Origin of the sequence: Kitasatospora sp. NPDC001540 (assembly GCF_042894345.1) — a bacterium.
Lineage (GTDB): Bacteria > Actinomycetota > Actinomycetes > Streptomycetales > Streptomycetaceae > Kitasatospora > Kitasatospora phosalacinea_C.
This window is the reverse complement of record NZ_JBIAVO010000010.1, coordinates 41944-58801: the sequence shown is the minus strand read 5'-3', so window position 1 is coordinate 58801 and position 16858 is coordinate 41944. Positions and strand designations below refer to the sequence as shown.

Below are 16858 nucleotides of genomic sequence, written 5' to 3'. Positions count from 1 at the left end.
GCGGCACCGGCGGGGCGGCCCCGGCTACGCGGAGACCGGCAGGTTCCACTTCTGGGCGGCGGTTCCGTTGCAGTCCCAGATCTGCAGTTGCACGCCGTTGGTGGTGTCGGAGGACGGGACGTCCAGGCAGCGCCCGGAGTCGGGGTTCACCAGGGTGCCGTTGACGGCCTGCCACTGCTGGGCGCCGCTGCCGTTGCACTCCCACAGCTGGACCGGGGTGCCGGCGGCGGTGCCCGAGGAGGTGACGTCCAGGCACTTGCCGAGCACCTGGAGGGTGTCGCCGACCCTGGTCCAGTTCTGGGCGCCGCTGCCGTTGCAGTCCCAGATCTGGATCCGGTTGCCGTTGGCCGTTCCGGAGGCGGAGTCGTCCAGGCACTTCGCGCCGTTCAGGCCCGAGGTGACCGGCCCGGACCCGGCGCCCGGCCCGGTGGCGTACGCCTCCAGTTCGTAGAGCCGGGCGGAGGGGTCGCCGCCGGTGTTGGTCGGGGTGGAGAACACCACCCGCACGTACCGGGCCGAGCGGGCCGGGAAGGGGCTGTAGGTGCGGCTGGAACGCGATCCCGTGACGGTGGCGGCGGTGCTCCAGGAGGTGCCGTCCGTGCTGGTCTGCACCTGGAAGGCGGCGGTGTTCCAGGCGGTGTTCTCGCCACCGAGCCCGGCGTGCTCCAGCACCACCGAGCCGACCGGCTGCGCCGAGCCCAGGTCGACCTGGAGGCTCGCACCGGCCGTCTTCGAGCACCACTTGCTGTTGTTCTGCAGACTGCCGTCGACGGCCTTGTCCGCGGACTCGGCCGCGGCGCACGGGGCGGAGGCGCTGGTCGGCCGGCCCAGGGCGAGGTTCGCGCCCAGCTCCGGGGCGGCGGGGACGGGGGTCGCGCCGTCCTGGAAGGAGGGCGGGACGTCGCCCGCGCCGGTGCCCCAACTCGTGCTGGGCGCCGCGCCCATGGTGAAGTCGAGGGTGCCGCCGGACGCGAGGTCCGGGTAGCGCAGGTAGTTGTGGCTGGTGGCCGTCCCGTTCACCTTCAGGCCCTGGACGTAGGAGCCGGTGCCGGACGCGTTGACGGTGATGTTGCCGCCCGGGCGCTGGATCAGCACGGACGGGAAGGACGGCCCGTGCACGGCCAGCGTGTCGGCGCCGGGCGTCGCGGGGTACAGGCCGAGCGCCGCCCAGACGTACCAGGCGGAGGTGGCCCCGAGGTCGTCGTTGCCGGGCAGCCCGCCCGCGCCGGTGGTGAAGGACTCGGTCATCACCTTGCGGACGGCCGCCGAGGCCCCGGCGGGGTGGCGGGCGTAGTTGTAGGCCCACGGGACGCCGTGCTCGGGCTCGTTGCCGATGTAGTAGTACGGCAGGCTCTGCCCGGCGTTGACCTGGGTGAAGTGGTGGTCGAGCCGCTGCACGGCGGTCTGCCGTCCGCCCATGGCGTTGACCAGGTCGGCGAAGTCGTACGGGACCATCCAGGTGTACTGGGCGGCGTTGCCCTCGGTGAAGTCCGCCTGGGCGGCCGGGTCCAGCGGCCACTTCCAGCTGCCGTCGGAGTTGCGCGGCTGCACGTAGCCGGACTCGGCGCCGTAGGTGTTGCGCCACCACTGGGCCCGGGTCATGAAGGTGTCGTGGTCCGCGGTGCTGCCGAGCGCCTTGGCGAACTGGGCCACGGCGAAGTCGGAGGCCGAGTACTCCAGCGAGTCGGACGGCGCGCCGGGGATGTAGTGCAGGTTGGTGTAGGTGCCCTGGTTGCCGCGGATCGGCGAGCCCTGCGCGGTGCCGCCCGACGAGGACTTCTTCATCAGGGCCAGCGCGGCCGCGGTGTCGAAGCCGCGGGTCCCGAAGGCGTACATGCTGGCGACGATGATCGGGCCGGGGTCGCCGGTCATCACGAAGTCCTCGTTGGTCTGCTGCGACCACTTGGGCAGCAGGCCGCCCTGCTGGCCGTCCAGGACCATGGAGTTGGCGATGTCGGCGGCCTCGTTCGGGGCGATCAGCGCGATCAGCGCCGCCCAGGAGCGGTAGATGTCCCAGCCGGAGTAGTTCTGGTAGACCGGGCGGGCGGAGTTGTGGACCGCGCCGTCGAAGCCGCGGTAGTCGCCGTTGACGTCGCTGGCGATGTTCGGGCTCTGGAAGACGTGGTAGAGCGAGGTGTAGAACTTCTTCAGGTCGGTGGCCGAACCGCCGGTCACCTGGGCCCGGTTGAGGACCTGGTTCCACGCGCCGGCGGCGGCGGAGCGCACGGCGGAGAAGTCCCAGCCGTTGTTCTCCGCGGCCAGGTTCGCCTGCGCGTTGGCGACGCTGACGTAGCTCAGGGCGACCTTGAACTGCACGGTCTGCGAGCCGCTGGTGTCGAAGGTGACGTACGCGCCGGTGTTGGTGCCGGACGTGCCGGTCGAACCGGCGCTGAGCGTGGAGCCGGACCAGGTGCCGAAACCGCTGGGCGCCCGGTCGAAGCGGATGTCGAAGTAGATCTGGTAGGTCTTGGAGGAGCCGCAGAACCCGCCGGCGGTGACGCTGCCGGTCAGCTCCGAGCCGTTGACCTGCACCGATCCGCTGCGGTTGCCGGTGGCGCTGCGGCCGGTGGCGACGAGCAGCTGCGCGGCGCCGGTGGACGGGTAGGTGAGCCTGCCCATGCCGGTGCGGGTGGTCGCGGACAGCTCGACCGTGGTGGCGTACTTGTCGAGCCTGGTCCGGTAGTAGCCGGGGGAGGCGCTCTCGTTGGACTTGGTGTAGCCCGAGGCGTAGCCGGTCCAGTTGCTGCCGGGCGAGGCGCCCAGGGCACCGGTGACCGGGAGCAGCGGCAGGTCCTCGTTGTTCGGGCAGCCGGCCCCGTCGAAGTGGGTGAGGCTGAAGTCCTCGACCGTGGTGTCGGAGTTGCGGTAGCCGGACGGCGAGGCCGTCGGGGTGTCGGGGCTGAACTGGACTCCGCCGAAGGGCACCACGGCGCCCGGGTAGGTGGAGCCGCCGGCGCCGCCCCCGACGGGGTTCGGCGCGTTGCTGTCGTCGGTCCCGATGAACGGGTCGACGTACTGGGTGAGGTCGGTCGCCGTCGCGGCGTGGGCCGCGCTTGCGCCGAGGGTCGTGACCGGGCCGAGGACGGCGAGCAGGAGACTGCCGGCCGCGACGGCGGCCCGGGCCTTGCGGGTGGGGAGGGACACCGTGGGACACCTTCCGGTAGCGATGTGAACGTTACCGAGCGGATGGAATTGTTCCGGCGTGGCGATGGGCGCGTCAAGGCTGGGTGTCAAGGTCAACTTCGTTGTTTTTCAAGGAATTTGAGGCTCCGTGACAAGTGGCGACGGAGTCCTTGACAGCCCGTCACGGCGCCATCAGACTCCCAACTCTTCAGTGAACGTTACCAATCGCGGCGCGGAGGTCGGCTCGATGTCCCAACCACTTTTGGAAGCAAGGAAGGTGAGCAAGCGTTACGGACGGGTCCAGGCCCTCCAAGGCGCCGACTTCACCGTCCGCCCGGGCGAGGTGGTGGCGCTGATCGGCGACAACGGCGCCGGCAAGAGCACCCTCGTCAAGACCCTCTCCGGCTCCACCGCCCCCGACGGCGGCGAGATCCTGGTGGACGGCACCCCTGTCCGGCTCACCGGCCCGCTCGACGCCCGGCGCCACGGCGTGGAGACGGTCTACCAGGACCTCGCCCTCGCCCAGGACCTCGACGCGGCCGCCAACCTCCACCTCGGCCGCGAACTGCACCGCCCCGGCCTGCTCGGCCGCCTGGGGGTGCTGGACAACGCCGCGATGCGCCGCTCCGCCGTCACCGCCTTCGCCGAACTCGGCGTCGACCTGCGGGACGTGACCGTCCCGGTGGCCGCGCTGTCCGGCGGGCAGCGGCAGTCGGTGGCGGTGGCCCGCGCGGTCGCCTTCGCCAGTCGCGTCATCTTCATGGACGAACCCACGGCGGCCCTCGGCGTGGTCCAGCGCGGCCGGGTGCTGGAGACCATCAGGCGCGTCCGCGACCGCGGCATCTCCGTCGTCCTGATCAGCCACAACATGCCGGAGGTGCTCTCGGTCGCCGACCGCGTCGAAGTCCTGCGCCTGGGACGGCGGGTAGCCGTCCTCGACGCCGCCACCACCTCGGTCGAGGAACTGGTCGGAGCGATGACCGGCGCCCTGGACCCCGCCCCCGGCCCGGAGTCCGCCCCCGGCCCGGAGTCCGCCCCCGGCCCGGAGTCCGTCCCCGGAACGGGCGGTGCGGCATGAGCGCGCGGCTGCCCGGCTGGGTGCGCCGGATCGCCGCGGCGAACGAGACGTGGACCTCCGGGGTCCTGCTCCTGCTCGTCGCGTTCTTCACGCTCGCCCGGCCCGACACCTTCCTGACCCGCTACGACCTGACCCAGATCGCCACCAACGCCGCGATCTACCTGGTGCTGGGCGTCGGCATGACGTACGTGATCATCGTCGCCGGGATCGACCTGTCGGTCGGCTCGGTGCTGGTGCTCTCCGCCGTGCTCTCGGCCGAGTACACCCTCCACCACGGCGGCGCGGAGGCCGGCTGGGGCACCGTGGTGGTCTCCACCCTGATCGCGCTGGCCACCGGGCTGCTCTGGGGCGCCCTGCAGGGCTGGCTGGTGGCGAAGGCGAAGGTGCCGCCGCTCATCGTCACCCTCGGCGGCTTCGGCGCCGCCCTCGGCATCGCCCAGGTCGTCACCGGCGGCCAGGACCCGACCGGGGCGGTGTCCAGCAGGCTCCAGCACACCGTCGGCTTCGGCCGGCTGTTCGGCCAGGTCCCCTGGCTGGTCGTCATCGCCTTCGGCACCACCCTGGTGTTCGGCCTGGTCCTCACCCGCACCCGCTTCGGCCGCCACACCTACGCCATCGGCTCCAACCCGGAGGCGGCCCGCCGGGTCGGCATCGACGTGGACCGCCACCTGGTGAAGGTCTACGCCCTGACCGGCCTGCTCTCCGGGCTCGGCAGCACCATGTGGCTGGCCTACTTCGGCACCACCTCGATCGCCGGGCACTCCACCGACAACCTGAAGGTCATCACCGCCGTCGTGCTCGGCGGCGCCAGCCTCTTCGGCGGCCGCGGCACCGTGCTCGGCACGGTGATCGGCGTCTTCATCCCCGCCGTGCTCACCACCGGACTGATCATCATGGACGTCCAGCAGTACTGGCAGGACGTCGCGATCGGCGTCGTCCTGGTCGCGGCGGTGTACCTCGACCAGTTCCGCCGCCGCGGCCGCGAGCGCGGCTGACCGCCCGGCCCCCAGCGCCCGACCCCCCCAGCGCCCGGCCCCCAGCGCCTGACCCCCCCAGCGCCCGACCCCCCAGCGTCACACCCTCAGTTCCCCAGCCGCAGGAGGAAGCCCGCCATGCCCGGAACCAGTAGACCGCGCACCCTCGTCCGCTGCTGCGCCGCCCTCGCCCTGACCGCGGCCGCCACCGCCACCGCCGGCTGCGGCAGCGGCAGCGGGAGCAGCGGCGCGGACGGCACCAAGGACGTCACCCTGAAGCTCGTCACCGGCGTCAAGAGCGACCCGTTCTACATCACCATGGCCTGCGCCGCCCAGGACGAGGCGAAGAAGCGGGGCGTCAAGCTCACCGTCGACGGCTCCGCGCAGTGGGACGTCGCCGTGCAGCGCCCCATCATCGACTCGGTCGGCGCGAGCCGACCCGACGGGCTGCTGGTCTCGCCGGTCGACACCCAGGCCCTCACGCCCTCGCTGACGCAGGTGCAGAACGCCGGCACCAAGGTCGTCCTGGTGGACACCGCCGTCAGCGACGCCTCCGTCGGCGTCTCCCGGATCTCCTCCGACAACGAGGCCGGGGGCCGGACGGCCGCCAAGGCGCTGGCCGAGCTGATGGGCGACAAGGGCTCGGCCATCGTGATCAGCGTCAAGCCCGGCGTCTCCACCACCGACGCCCGGATCAAGGGCTTCACCGAGGAGATGAAGGCCAACCACCCGGCGATCGCCCTACTGCCCGTCCTCTACGACAACGACCTGCCCGCGACCGCGGCCTCGCAGGTCCAGGCCACCCTGGCCGCCCACCCCGACCTCGGCGGCGTCTTCGCCGGGAACACCAACACCGCGCAGGGGGTCGCCACCGGCCTCCAGGCCGCCGGTCGGCAGGGCAGCGTCAAGGTCGCCGCGTTCGACGCCGAACCCGACGAGGTGACCGCCCTGAAGAACGGGACCCTGGACATCCTGGTCGCCCAGGACCCGGTCGGCATCGGCACCCAGGGCGTCGACCAGGCGCTCGCCGCCATCGCCGGGAAACCGGTCACCGCCCGGATCGGCACCACCATGGTCGCCATCACCAAGGCGAACCTCGACGATCCCGCGGTCGGCAAGTACGTCTACCGGTCCGCCTGCTGACACCGCGTCCGGGGTCGCGGCCCCCGCACCGGCCGCGGAGGCGGTGCGGGGGCGCGGCCCAGACGGCGGCACCGGCGTCGATAGGATTTCACTCCCCGACGCCCGGGGCGACCGGCCGGTGCCGGGGGAGCGCGCCGAGGAGGACACCTGTTGAAGCGCCCGACGATGAAGGACGTGGCCCAGGCCGCCGGGGTCAGTCTGATGACGGTCTCCCGCGTGGTCTCCAACGCCCCCGGCGTCTCGCCCGACACCGTCGCCAAGGTCGAACAGGCCGTGCGCAGACTCGGCTACCAACGCAACGTCAACGCCCGCAACCTGCGGCAGAAGCGGCTCGGCACCTCCACCATAGGCGTGGTGGTGGACGACCTCGCCAACCCCTTCTACGCCCTGATGGCCCGTTCGATCGAGGACGAGGCGCACCGGCGCGGCTGCGTGGTGCTGGTCGGGAGCACCAACGACGAGCCGCGCCGGGAGCGCGAGGTGATCGCCGCCTTCACCGCCCGCCAGGTCGACGGCCTGATCGTCGTCCCCACCATCGGCAGCCACGGCTTCCTCCGCCCGGCCATGGAGGCCGGCACCCACGTGGTCTGCGTGGACCGCCCCGCCGAGGGCCTCGACGTGGACACCGTCACGGTCGACAACCGCGACGGCGCCCGGCACGCCGTCACCCACCTGCTCGCCCACGGCCACTCCCGGATCGCCTACCTCGGCGACCGCTACGACATCTGGACCCAGCGCGAGCGCTACGCCGGGTACCTGGACGCGTTCTCCGCCCGCGGCCTGTCCGCCGACCCCGCCCTGGTCCGGCACGGCCTGCGCTCCCACCTGGAGGCCCGGCTCGCCCTCGCCGACCTGCGCGCCCTGCCGGACCCGCCGACCGCCCTGTTCACCAGCAACGACCTGATCACCCTGGGCGTCCTGGACGCGATGGACGACCTGGACGGCCCAGAGCGGCCGCGGGCCGCCGGGCATCCCCTCCCGATGGCCGTCGTCGGCTTCGACGACCTGCCGCTCGCCAAGCTGCTGGACCCGCCCCTGACCGTCGTCAGCCAGGACCCGGTGGCGGTCGGGAGCACCGCGGCCAACCTCCTGTTCTCCCGGATAGCCGGCGACCGCTCCGCCCCGCGCAAGGTCATCCTGCTCACCCGCCTGGTCGAACGCCGCTCCGGAGAACGGCCCGGCCACCGCCCCGACCTCCCCGCCACGCCCTCCTGACCGCAGCGCCACGGGCTTCGCCACGCCGGTGAGCACTTCGGCGGCGGATGCGCAGGAGAACGTCGGAGAGCGCTCTCCCACCTGGAGGAAAGCAGCTCATCGAGCGCCTTCCTGCGGTGTCGCCACGCCGGGCGGATCGGTTCGACTCTTGAACGGACAATCGCTCGGCCGTGCCCCCGGCGGTCAGGTGTCGGATCGCCCTGACTCCCCAGCCACCGACCGCAGTTGCGGGTCTGCCGCTCCTTCGGGCACGGTTCGGCCTCGGTGCCACGGTCTGGAGTGCGTCGACCTTCCGCTGCGGCGGTCCGCCGTACGGCGCCGAGCCCAACTCCGGTGCCCGGATAGCGGTTCCTGGTGCACCGATTGACGACCCATTGTTTCGGAACTTGTTCACTTCATTGACGTGGGCGCAACAGCGGCGCAATCATCACGGAATGAGAGAGCGCTCTCTCATTCAGGGACCACTCCAGGAGAAATGCTGTGACAGGTAGCCCCCCACGCCGCGCCCTCGCCGCACCACCCCGCCCGCTGGTCTTCGCGTTCGTCGCCGTCCTGATCGCGACCCTCGCCCTCGCGGTGAACCAGGCCGCCCCCGCCCGCGCCGAGGGCACCCTGCTGTCGCAGGGGAAGACCGCCACCGCCTCCTCCACCGAGAACGCCGGGACGCCGGCCTCCGCCGCGGTCGACGGCAACACCGGCACCCGCTGGTCCTCCGCGGCCGCCGACCCGCAGTGGCTCCAGGTCGACCTCGGTGCCACGGACACCATCACCTCCGTCGTCCTCACCTGGGAGGCCGCGTACGCCAAGGCGTACCAGATCCAGACCTCCACGGACGGCACCACCTGGACGAACGTCTACACGACCACGACCGGCCGGGGCGGCTCCGAGAGCCTGGCCGTGAACGGCACGGGGCGCTACGTCCGGATCCTCGGCACCCAGCGCGCCACCCAGTACGGCTACTCGCTCTGGGAGTTCCAGGTCTACGGCACGGCGGGCACCGGCGCCGGCACCTGCTCGACCGCCAACGCCGCCCTGAACAGGACCGCCACCGCCTCCTCCGTCGAGAACGCCGGGACGCCGGCCTCCGCCGCGGTCGACGGCAACACCGGCACCCGCTGGTCCTCGGCCGCCGCCGACCCGCAGTGGCTCCAGGTCGACCTGGGCTCCTCGCAGAACGTCTGCGGCGTCCAGCTGTCCTGGGAGACGGCGTACGCCAAGGCGTACCAGATCCAGGTCTCGGCGGACGGCGCCACCTGGAGCACCGTCTACTCGACGGCCGACGGCCGCGGCGCGACCGAGCTGATCACCCTGTCCGGCACCGGCCGGTACGTCCGGGTGTACGGCACCCAGCGCGCCACCCAGTACGGCTACTCGCTCTGGGAGTTCCAGGTCTTCACCGGCGGCGGGGGCGGCACCCCGGGCGGCGGGAAGACCCTGCTCTCGTACGGCAAGCCCGCCACCGCCTCGACCTACCAGGACAGCGGCAACTGCCCGGGCTGCACCCCGGCCAAGGCCTTCGACGAGGACCCGGCGACGCGCTGGGCGACCAGCGACGTCAACGGCTGGGTCGACCCGGGCTGGATCGCGGTCGACCTCGGCGCGACCGCGCACGTCACCCAGGTGGTGCTGCAGTGGGACCCGGCGTACGCCACCGCCTACCAGATCCAGGTCTCCCCGGACGGCAACACCTGGACCAGCGTCTACTCCACCACCACCGGCAAGGGCTTCAAGGAGACCCTCGACGTCGACGGCACCGGCCGGTACGTGCGGATGTACGGCACCGCGCGCAGCAACGGCTACGGCTACTCGCTGTGGACCTTCGACGTGTACGGCACCGGCGGCAACCCCACCGCTCCGCCCGCCCTCCCGCCGAACCCGGCCAACCCGCCGCGCCTGGTGTGGAGCGACGAGTTCAACGGCGCCGCGAACACCAAGCCGGACCCCGCCAAGTGGACCCAGGACCCGGGCAACGGCCAGAACGGCGAGCTGGAGCTCTACACCAACGGCGACAACACCAACCTGGACGGCAACGGCAACCTCGTCATCGAGGCCCGCAAGGAGGCCAACGGCCAGTACACCTCCGGCCGGATCAACACCCACGGCCACCTCGACTTCACCTACGGGCACGTCGAGGCCCGCATCAAGGTCAGCGGCACCCAGGGCCTGTGGCCCGCGTTCTGGATGCTCGGCTCGAACTTCAAGTCCGGCACGCCGTGGCCGAACTGCGGGGAGATCGACATCATGGAGCACGTCGGCAAGGTCGCGGACTCGGTGTACTCCACCCTGCACGCCCCGGCCTACAACGGCGGAGGCGGCTACGGCTCGCCGTACACCGTCGCCGGGTCGGACTTCGCCTCCGACTTCCACACCTACGCCGTCGACTGGGACTCCACCCACATGACGTTCGCGGTGGACGGCCACAGCTTCTTCACCGTCGACCGCTCGACGCTGGAGCAGACCCGCGGCCCCTGGGTGTACGACCACCCCTTCTACATCATCCTCAACAACGCCGTCGGCGGTGACTGGCCCGGCAACCCCGACGCCACCACCGTCCTGCCGCAGAAGATGATCGTCGACTACGTCCGCGTCTCGCAGTGACCCACGGGCTCCGGGGCCGGCCGGTCGGTCCGCCCCGGAGCCCCACCCCCACCTCCCACCCCCACCCCACGCCCCGAGTCGCCGGCCGGGGCGCCCCTCCGCCGACTGGAGCCGTCGTGCGTCGTCCCCATCCGCGAACCGCCCCGGCCGGGCCGCTCGCCGCCCTGCTGGTGGCCGGGGCCCTGGCCGCCCTCGGCAGTCCGGCGGCGAGCGCCGCCGACCAGCCGTGGACCAACGCGTCCCAGCCCCCCGACCAGCGCGCGGGCGAGCTGCTCGCCGCGATGACCCAGGCCGAGAAGCTGACCATGCTGCACGGCGGGCCGTCCTGCGGCTACGCGGGCTGCATCCCGGCCAACACCCGCCTCGGCATCCCCGCGCTGCACTTCCAGGACGGCCCGGTGGGCGCCGGTGACGGCCTGACCGGCGTGACGCAGCTGGCGGCCCCGGTGGCCGGCGCGGCCAGTTGGGACCCGGACCTGATGCGCGCCTACGGCCAGGTGCTCGGCGCCGAGCAGTGGGGCAAGGGCACGAACGTGGTGCTGGCCCCGACGGTCAACATCGTCCGGGACCCGCGCTGGGGCCGGGCCTTCGAGTCGTTCGGCGAGGACCCGTACCTGGCCGGGCAGATCGGCGCCGCCGACATCGCGGGCATCCAGAGCCAGGGCCCGATGGCGCAGGTGAAGCACTTCGCGGTCTACAACCAGGAGACCAACCGCAACTCCCTCGCCGACAACGCGGTGGTCTCCGACCGGGCCGAGCGGGAGATCTACCTCCCGGCGTTCGAGGCCGCCGTCCAGCAGGGCGTCGACTCGGCCATGTGCTCGTACTCGGCCGTCAACGGCGCCTTCGCGTGCGAGAACGGACCGCTGCTGAACGGCGCGCTCAAGGGCGACCTCGGCTTCAAGGGCTTCGTCACCGCCGACTGGGGCGCCACCCACTCCACCGTCGCCTCGGCCAACAACGGCCTGGACGTGGAGATGCCGGGCAGCGACCACTACGGCACCGCGCTGACCGACGCCGTCAACGCCGGGCAGGTGTCGCAGGCCACCGTCGACGACCACGTCCGCCGGGTGCTGGTGTCGATGTTCCGCCGCGGCCTCTTCGACCGCGCACAGACCGGCAACCGGGACGCGGTCGTCACCACCGCCGCGAACGCCGCCGTCGCGCAGCAGGTCGCGCAGGACGGCAGCGTGCTGCTGAAGAACACCGCCTCGGTGCTGCCCGTGGCGCCGTCGGTCAAGTCGATCGCGGTGATCGGCGACGACGCCGGGACCGGCGCGATGACCCAGGGCGGCGGCAGCGCCGCCGTCAACGCCCCCCACGTGGTGACGCCCTACCAGGGCATCAAGGCCCGCGCCGGGGCCGGGACGACGGTGACGTACGCCCAGGGCGTCCCGGCCGCCGACGGCTCGCTGCCGCCGGTGCCGTCCAGCGCGCTCAAGCCGTCCACCGGCACCGGCACCGGCACCGGCCTGTACGGCGAGTACCACAACAGCACCGACCTCTCCGGGCCGGTCGTGGCGAGCCGGGTCGACGCGGCCGTCGACGCGGTGTGGGGCGGCCGGTCGCCCGCCGCCGGGGTCAACGCCACCAACTGGTCGGTGAAGTGGACCGGCACCCTGACCCCGCCCACCAGCGGCAGCTACCAGTTCTCGTTGAACAGCGACGACGGCAGCCGCCTGCTCGTCAACGGCCAACCGGTCATCGACAACTGGTACGACCAGGGCCCGACCACCCGCACCGGCAGCATCACCCTGACGGCCGGTCAACCGGTCGCCGTCGAGGTCGACTACTACCAGGCCGGCGGCGGCAGCAACGCCACGCTCGGCTGGGCCGTGCCCGGCCAGAGCGCCCACGACCAGGCCGTCGCGGCCGCCCGCGACGCCGAGCTCGCGCTCGTCTTCGTCGGCGACTTCCAGTCCGAGGGCTCCGACCTGCGCGACATCGACCTGTCGGCCGCGCAGAACCAGCTCGTCACCGACGTCGCCGCCGTCAACCCGCACACCGTCGTGGTGGTCAACAGCGGCTCCGCCGTCACCATGCCCTGGGCGGGCTCGGTGCAGGGCATCGTCGAGAACTGGTACCCCGGGCAGGAAGCGGGCACCGCGATCGCCGCGCTGCTCTACGGCGACGTCAACTTCTCCGGCAAGCTCCCGGTGACCTTCCCCCGGTCGCTCGCCGACGTGCCCGCCGCGAGCACCGCGCAGTGGCCCGGCCAGAACGGCAGCGTGCAGTACTCCGAGGGCGTGGACGTCGGCTACCGCTGGTACGACGCCAAGAACAGGCAGCCGCTGTACCCCTTCGGCCACGGCCTCTCCTACACCACCTTCGGCTACTCGGGCCTGACCGTCTCCGCCCCCGACGCCGCGGGCAACGTGGCCGTCGGCTTCGACGTCACCAACACCGGCACCCGGGCCGGCTCCGAGGTCGCCCAGGTCTACGTCGGCCAGCCCGCCACCAGCGGCGAGCCGCCGAAGAACCTGCGCGGCTTCCGGAAGGTCGCCCTCGACCCAGGCCAGACCAAGCACGTCGCCCTGACCCTGGACGCCCGCAGCTTCCAGACCTGGCAGGGCAGTTGGACCACCACACCCGGAACCCACACCGTCTCGGTCGGCTCCTCCTCCCGCGACCTGCGCCTGACCGGCCAGACCACCGTCACCGGCGGCGGCACCGGGAGCGGCGGCCTGACCCTGCTGCCGCGCACGGGGTGGTCGGCGTCGGCCTCCGCCACCGGCGGGGGTGACGTGGCGGCGAACATGCTGGACGGGTCGGCCGGTTCGCGGTGGTCGTCGGGTGTGCCGATGGCGGCGGGGCAGTCGGTGACGGTGGACACGGGTGCGGTGCGGTCGTTGGCGCGGATCACGATGGACTCCGGTGGTAGTGCGTCCGACTACGCCCGGGGCTACCAGGTGTTCCTGTCCTCGGACGGGGTGTCGTGGGGTTCGGCGGTGGCGTCCGGCACCGGCGCGGGCGCGCTGGTGACGGTCGACTTCCCGGCACAGAGCGCCCGGTACGTGAAGGTCGTCCAGACCGGCGCGTCCACCTCGTGGTGGTCCATCGCCGAGTTCAACGCCTACGGCTGAGCCCGGCCGATCGCCCTCCTGCCCGCGCCCGGCGTACGGGCGCGGGCAGGAGCACCGGCCGGTCAGGCCCCGACGTGGATGCCGGGGCGGCGGGCGGGATCGGGTTCGTGCCTGCGGATGATCTCGCGGGTCACGGGGGCGGTGTCACCGCGTCCGAGCAGGAAGTAGCGGAGCATGTGCTTCAACGGGCTGCCCTCGGCCCACGCGAAGTAGCAGTGCGGCCGGACGCCGGTGGAGTCGCGCAGGGCCAGCAGGATCGCGGCGATCGCGTTGGGGGCCGCGGGCGCCTCGGTGCGCAGGATCCGGTAGCCGCCCACTTCGACGCCGCGCACCAGCAGGGCGCCGCTGAAGTCCGACGGGTCCACCACGTCGATCTCCAGGAAGAGGACGTCGGCGGCCCCCGGGACGGGGTTGTCCCCGCGCTGCTCCTGCTCCTTGTACCGGTACTCGTCGGCGGTTCCGGCCTGTCGGCGGTTGGCGATGATGTTGACGGCCCCGTCGTGCGCGAGGGTGTCGGTGACGAACCGGCGGGCGGCGGGGTCGAAGGCGACGCTCCGGGCGCGCAGTTCGGTGGTGCGCGAGACCCGGGAGACGAACGAGACGACGACGATGCCGGCGATGAACATCCCGGAGATGGCGATGCCGTCCGGCTTGTCGACGACGTTGGCCACCAGGGCGTACAGCAGCACCGCCGTGAGCGCGGCGAAACCGGCGGTGGCCGCGCGCCGGCGCCGACGCACCGCCGAGACGGTGACGGCGAACGCGCCGGAGACCATCATGGCGAGGACACCGGTGGCGTAGGCTCCGGCCTGGGCGTTGACGTCGGCGCCGAAGGCGACGGTGATGACGACGCACAGGGCGGTGTAGACGAGCACGACGGGACGCACGGCCCGCCCCCACTCCGGGGCCATGCCGTAGTCGGGCAGGTAGCGGGGGACGATGTTGACCAGCCCCGCCATGGCCGACGCGCCCGCGAACCAGAGGATCAGGATGGTGCTGACGTCGTAGGCGGTGCCGAACGCCTCGCCCAGCTCCTGGTGGGCGAGCCAGGCCAGCGCCCGGCCGTTGGCCTGACCGCCCGCCTCGAACTCCCGGTGCGGGATGAGCACGGTGGTGACGAAGCTCGCCGCCAGCAGGTAGACGCTCATGACGGCCGCGGCGGTGGTGAGGAGCCTGCGGGCGTTGCGGACCCGCGCGTCCAGCCGCTGCTCCGGGTCGGCGCCCTCGGCGGCCAGCAGGGGCATCATGCTCACCCCCGTCTCGAAGCCGGACAGGCCCAGCACCAGCAGCGGGAACGCCAGCAGCGCCGGACCGAGCAGGCCGGTGAAGCCGCCGCCGCCCTCGCCGAGCGCCGCCGTCCACGCCGACCAGGCACCCGGCGTGGTGAACACCTCCACCACGCCCGCGCCGATGGTCACCGCGTTCAGGAGCAGGAAGAGGGAGACCAGCGGGACGGCGATGGTGACCGCCTCGCTGAAGCCGAGCAGGAACACCCCGCCCAGCAGGAGCAGCAGACCGACGGTCAGCGCGACCTCGTGGCCGTGCAGCGCCCCGGAGAGGTAGGGGTTCTCGACCAGGTGCACGGAGGCGTCCGCCGAGGACAGCGTGATGGTGATGATCCAGGAGGTGGCCACGAACCCCAGCAGGACCAGCACGAACAACTTGCCCCACCAGAACGGCAGCAGGTCCTCCAGCATCGCCACCGACCCCGCGCCGTTCGGGCTCTCCCGGGCCACCCGGCGGTACATCGGCAGCATCCCGGCCAGCGTCAGCGCCACGAGCAGGAGCGTCGCCAGCGGCGAGACCGCTCCGGCGGCCAGCGCGGCGATGGCGGGCACGTACGCCAGGCTGGAGAAGTAGTCGACACCGGTCAGGCACATCACCTTCCACCAGGCCTGCGGCTCGCTGTGCTCCTCCGCCGCCGCGGGCCCCACCGGCTGCACCCGGTGCCGCAGCAGCCAGCGCGCCACCCCGCCCCGCGGCCGCTCGGGCCGCAGGGCGGGGCTGTCCAGCACTTCCGGTACCGCCGGTGCGTCGGCGTCGATCCTGTTGTCCATTCCCGCCCCATCGTCATCGTCCTGTCGCCCGTCCATCGGCGACCGGGCCGCCCGCGGCCCCTCGCACGCCCGGGACGTGTGCCCCTGCTGCGCGGCCCCAACCTCAGGAGCCGGAACGACCGGGCCGTCCGCCCCGCGCACGGGCGGCGGGGCCGGTTTGACAACGTTGGAAATTCGACCGTACCGGCATCACAGCAGGGCGGGCCCGCGTTGTCCAGACCTCGCGCCGGAACCGCTGGCCCGTTGCCGTCCGGCAGATCAGGCTGACAGCAAGGGAGTTGACGGCGATTCATTCGATCAGGACCGGTCGGGGAGTCCGTGCGCAAGTTCTTGACACCGTCTCGCCGGATGGCCCATTGTCCCTCTGCAACGTTGGAAACCGGCCGGTAGCCGGTGCGTCCGACGGCTCCTCCCACCCTTCCGGCCTCCCTCCCCTCCTCGCAGCCAAGGATGTGATCGGGCGTATGAACCCCACCCCGCGCGCCAAGTCCGTCATCGCCGCACTGCTCCTCGCCGGACTGTGCGCCTCGGTGTCCGCCTGCACCAACCAGGGCGACAGCGGTTCGTCCGGGCACACCGCCGCGGCCCCCGACAACACCGCGGCCGCCCAGCAGGTCGTCCCGCCCTCGGCGTCGGCCGCCGGGCCGGGCTGCACCGCGGACACCTACGGCGCGCCGAAGCTCGACCTCGCCGACGGCAAGGTGCTCGTCGGCTTCTCGCAGTCGGAGTCCACCAGCAACCCGTTCCGGGCGGCCGAGACCGCCAGCATCGAGGCGGAGGCCAGGAAGCTCGGCGTCAAGCTGATCGAGCGCAACGCCAACGCCGACGTCAACGCCCAGAACGCGCAGATCCAGGACATGATCGCGCAGGGCGCCCAGGTGCTGATCGTGGCCCCGGAGAACTCCGACGGCCTCGGCCCGGCGCTGGCCGCCGCCAAGGCGAAGAGGATCCCGGTGCTGACCATCGACCGCACCGTCGGCGGCACCGCCTGCTCCGACTTCGTCGCCTTCATCGGTTCCGACTTCTACGGCCAGGCCAGGATCGCCGCCGACGACCTGGCGGGCGCCACCGGCGGGCAGGCGCACGTGGCGATCCTGCAGGGCACCCCGGGCAACAACGTCTCGGCCGACCGCACCAGGGGCTTCACCGACCAGGTCGCCGCGAAGTACCCGAACATCCAGGTGGTGGCCTCGCAGACGGCCAACTTCGACCAGACCGAGGGCCAGAAGGTGATGGAGCAACTGCTCCAGGCCCACCCCGACATCACCGCCGTCTACGCCGAGAACGACGGCATGGCACTCGGTGCGATGCAGGCGATCCGCTCGGCCGGCAAGGCCCCCGGCAAGGACGTCAAGATCGTGTCCATCGACGGCATCAAGCAGGCCGTGCAGGGCGTGATCGACGGGCAGCTGGTCGCCGACATCGAGACCAACCCGCGCTTCGGACCGCTCGCCTTCCAGTCGCTGAAGGACTTCTACGGCACGGCCGGGGTCCAGCCCAAGGTGATCATCAAGGACGGCCACTTCACCGCGGACAACGCCAGGCAGGCCCTCGACCAGGGCCTGGTGTACTGACCCGCCGACACCC

9 protein-coding genes are annotated in these 16858 nt (G+C 72.3%); 7 read left to right on the top strand and 2 right to left on the bottom strand.

Annotated features, from left to right (window positions below):
• Nucleotides 1–24: 24 nt before the first annotated feature.
• Entirely contained in the window at nt 25–3144 is a 3120-nt protein-coding gene (locus ACFY00_RS14785) for a GH92 family glycosyl hydrolase (protein WP_388031209.1), read from the bottom strand.
• Between the two features lie 226 nt (nt 3145–3370).
• Here ACFY00_RS14785 and ACFY00_RS14780 point away from each other — a divergent pair, with 226 nt between their 5' ends.
• The 6 genes from ACFY00_RS14780 to ACFY00_RS14755 all read left to right on the top strand — a co-directional run bounded on the left by ACFY00_RS14780 (nt 3371) and on the right by ACFY00_RS14755 (nt 13214).
• Complete coding sequence (locus ACFY00_RS14780) at nt 3371–4201, top strand: ATP-binding cassette domain-containing protein (protein ID WP_388031206.1); 831 nt, start codon at nt 3371–3373, stop codon at nt 4199–4201.
• Nucleotides 4198–5196, top strand: coding sequence for an ABC transporter permease (locus tag ACFY00_RS14775; protein ID WP_388031204.1), 999 nt, complete (start codon nt 4198–4200; stop codon nt 5194–5196). The genes ACFY00_RS14780 and ACFY00_RS14775 overlap by 4 nt, the downstream gene beginning before the upstream one ends.
• A gap of 117 nt (nt 5197–5313) precedes the next feature.
• Nucleotides 5314–6318, top strand: coding sequence for an ABC transporter substrate-binding protein (locus ACFY00_RS14770; RefSeq protein ID WP_388031202.1), 1005 nt, complete (start codon nt 5314–5316; stop codon nt 6316–6318).
• A 150-nt stretch (nt 6319–6468) separates the two neighbouring features.
• Entirely contained in the window at nt 6469–7533 is a 1065-nt protein-coding gene (locus ACFY00_RS14765; protein WP_388031200.1) for a LacI family DNA-binding transcriptional regulator, read from the top strand.
• Between the two features lie 528 nt (nt 7534–8061).
• Nucleotides 8062–10131, top strand: a complete 2070-nt coding sequence (locus ACFY00_RS14760) for a discoidin domain-containing protein (RefSeq protein WP_388031444.1) — start codon at nt 8062–8064, stop codon at nt 10129–10131.
• A 116-nt stretch (nt 10132–10247) separates the two neighbouring features.
• Nucleotides 10248–13214 carry a glycoside hydrolase family 3 C-terminal domain-containing protein gene (locus ACFY00_RS14755; RefSeq protein WP_388031197.1) on the top strand — a complete coding sequence of 989 codons (2967 nt, stop codon included), beginning with the start codon at nt 10248–10250 and terminating at the stop codon, nt 13212–13214.
• Nucleotides 13215–13276: 62 nt separating this feature from the next.
• On the opposite strand, the gene ACFY00_RS14750 is transcribed toward ACFY00_RS14755, so the two are convergent.
• The gene (locus tag ACFY00_RS14750) at nt 13277–15271 is read right to left on the bottom strand and encodes an amino acid transporter (RefSeq protein WP_388031195.1); all 1995 of its coding nucleotides are present in this window, start codon (nt 15269–15271) and stop codon (nt 13277–13279) included.
• A 464-nt stretch (nt 15272–15735) separates the two neighbouring features.
• On the opposite strand from ACFY00_RS14750, the gene ACFY00_RS14745 reads away from it, so the two are divergent.
• The gene (locus ACFY00_RS14745; protein WP_388031194.1) at nt 15736–16845 is read left to right on the top strand and encodes an ABC transporter substrate-binding protein; all 1110 of its coding nucleotides are present in this window, start codon (nt 15736–15738) and stop codon (nt 16843–16845) included.
• Nucleotides 16846–16858: the final 13 nt, after the last annotated feature.

Coding starts and splice junctions, on each gene's coding strand:
- ACFY00_RS14745 (WP_388031194.1), top strand. CDS start 15,736: ATGAACCCCACCCCGCGCGCCAAGTCCGTCATCGCCGCACTGCTCCTC.
- ACFY00_RS14775 (WP_388031204.1), top strand. CDS start 4,198: ATGAGCGCGCGGCTGCCCGGCTGGGTGCGCCGGATCGCCGCGGCGAAC.
- ACFY00_RS14750 (WP_388031195.1), bottom strand. CDS start 15,271: ATGGACAACAGGATCGACGCCGACGCACCGGCGGTACCGGAAGTGCTG.
- ACFY00_RS14780 (WP_388031206.1), top strand. CDS start 3,371: ATGTCCCAACCACTTTTGGAAGCAAGGAAGGTGAGCAAGCGTTACGGA.
- ACFY00_RS14770 (WP_388031202.1), top strand. CDS start 5,314: ATGCCCGGAACCAGTAGACCGCGCACCCTCGTCCGCTGCTGCGCCGCC.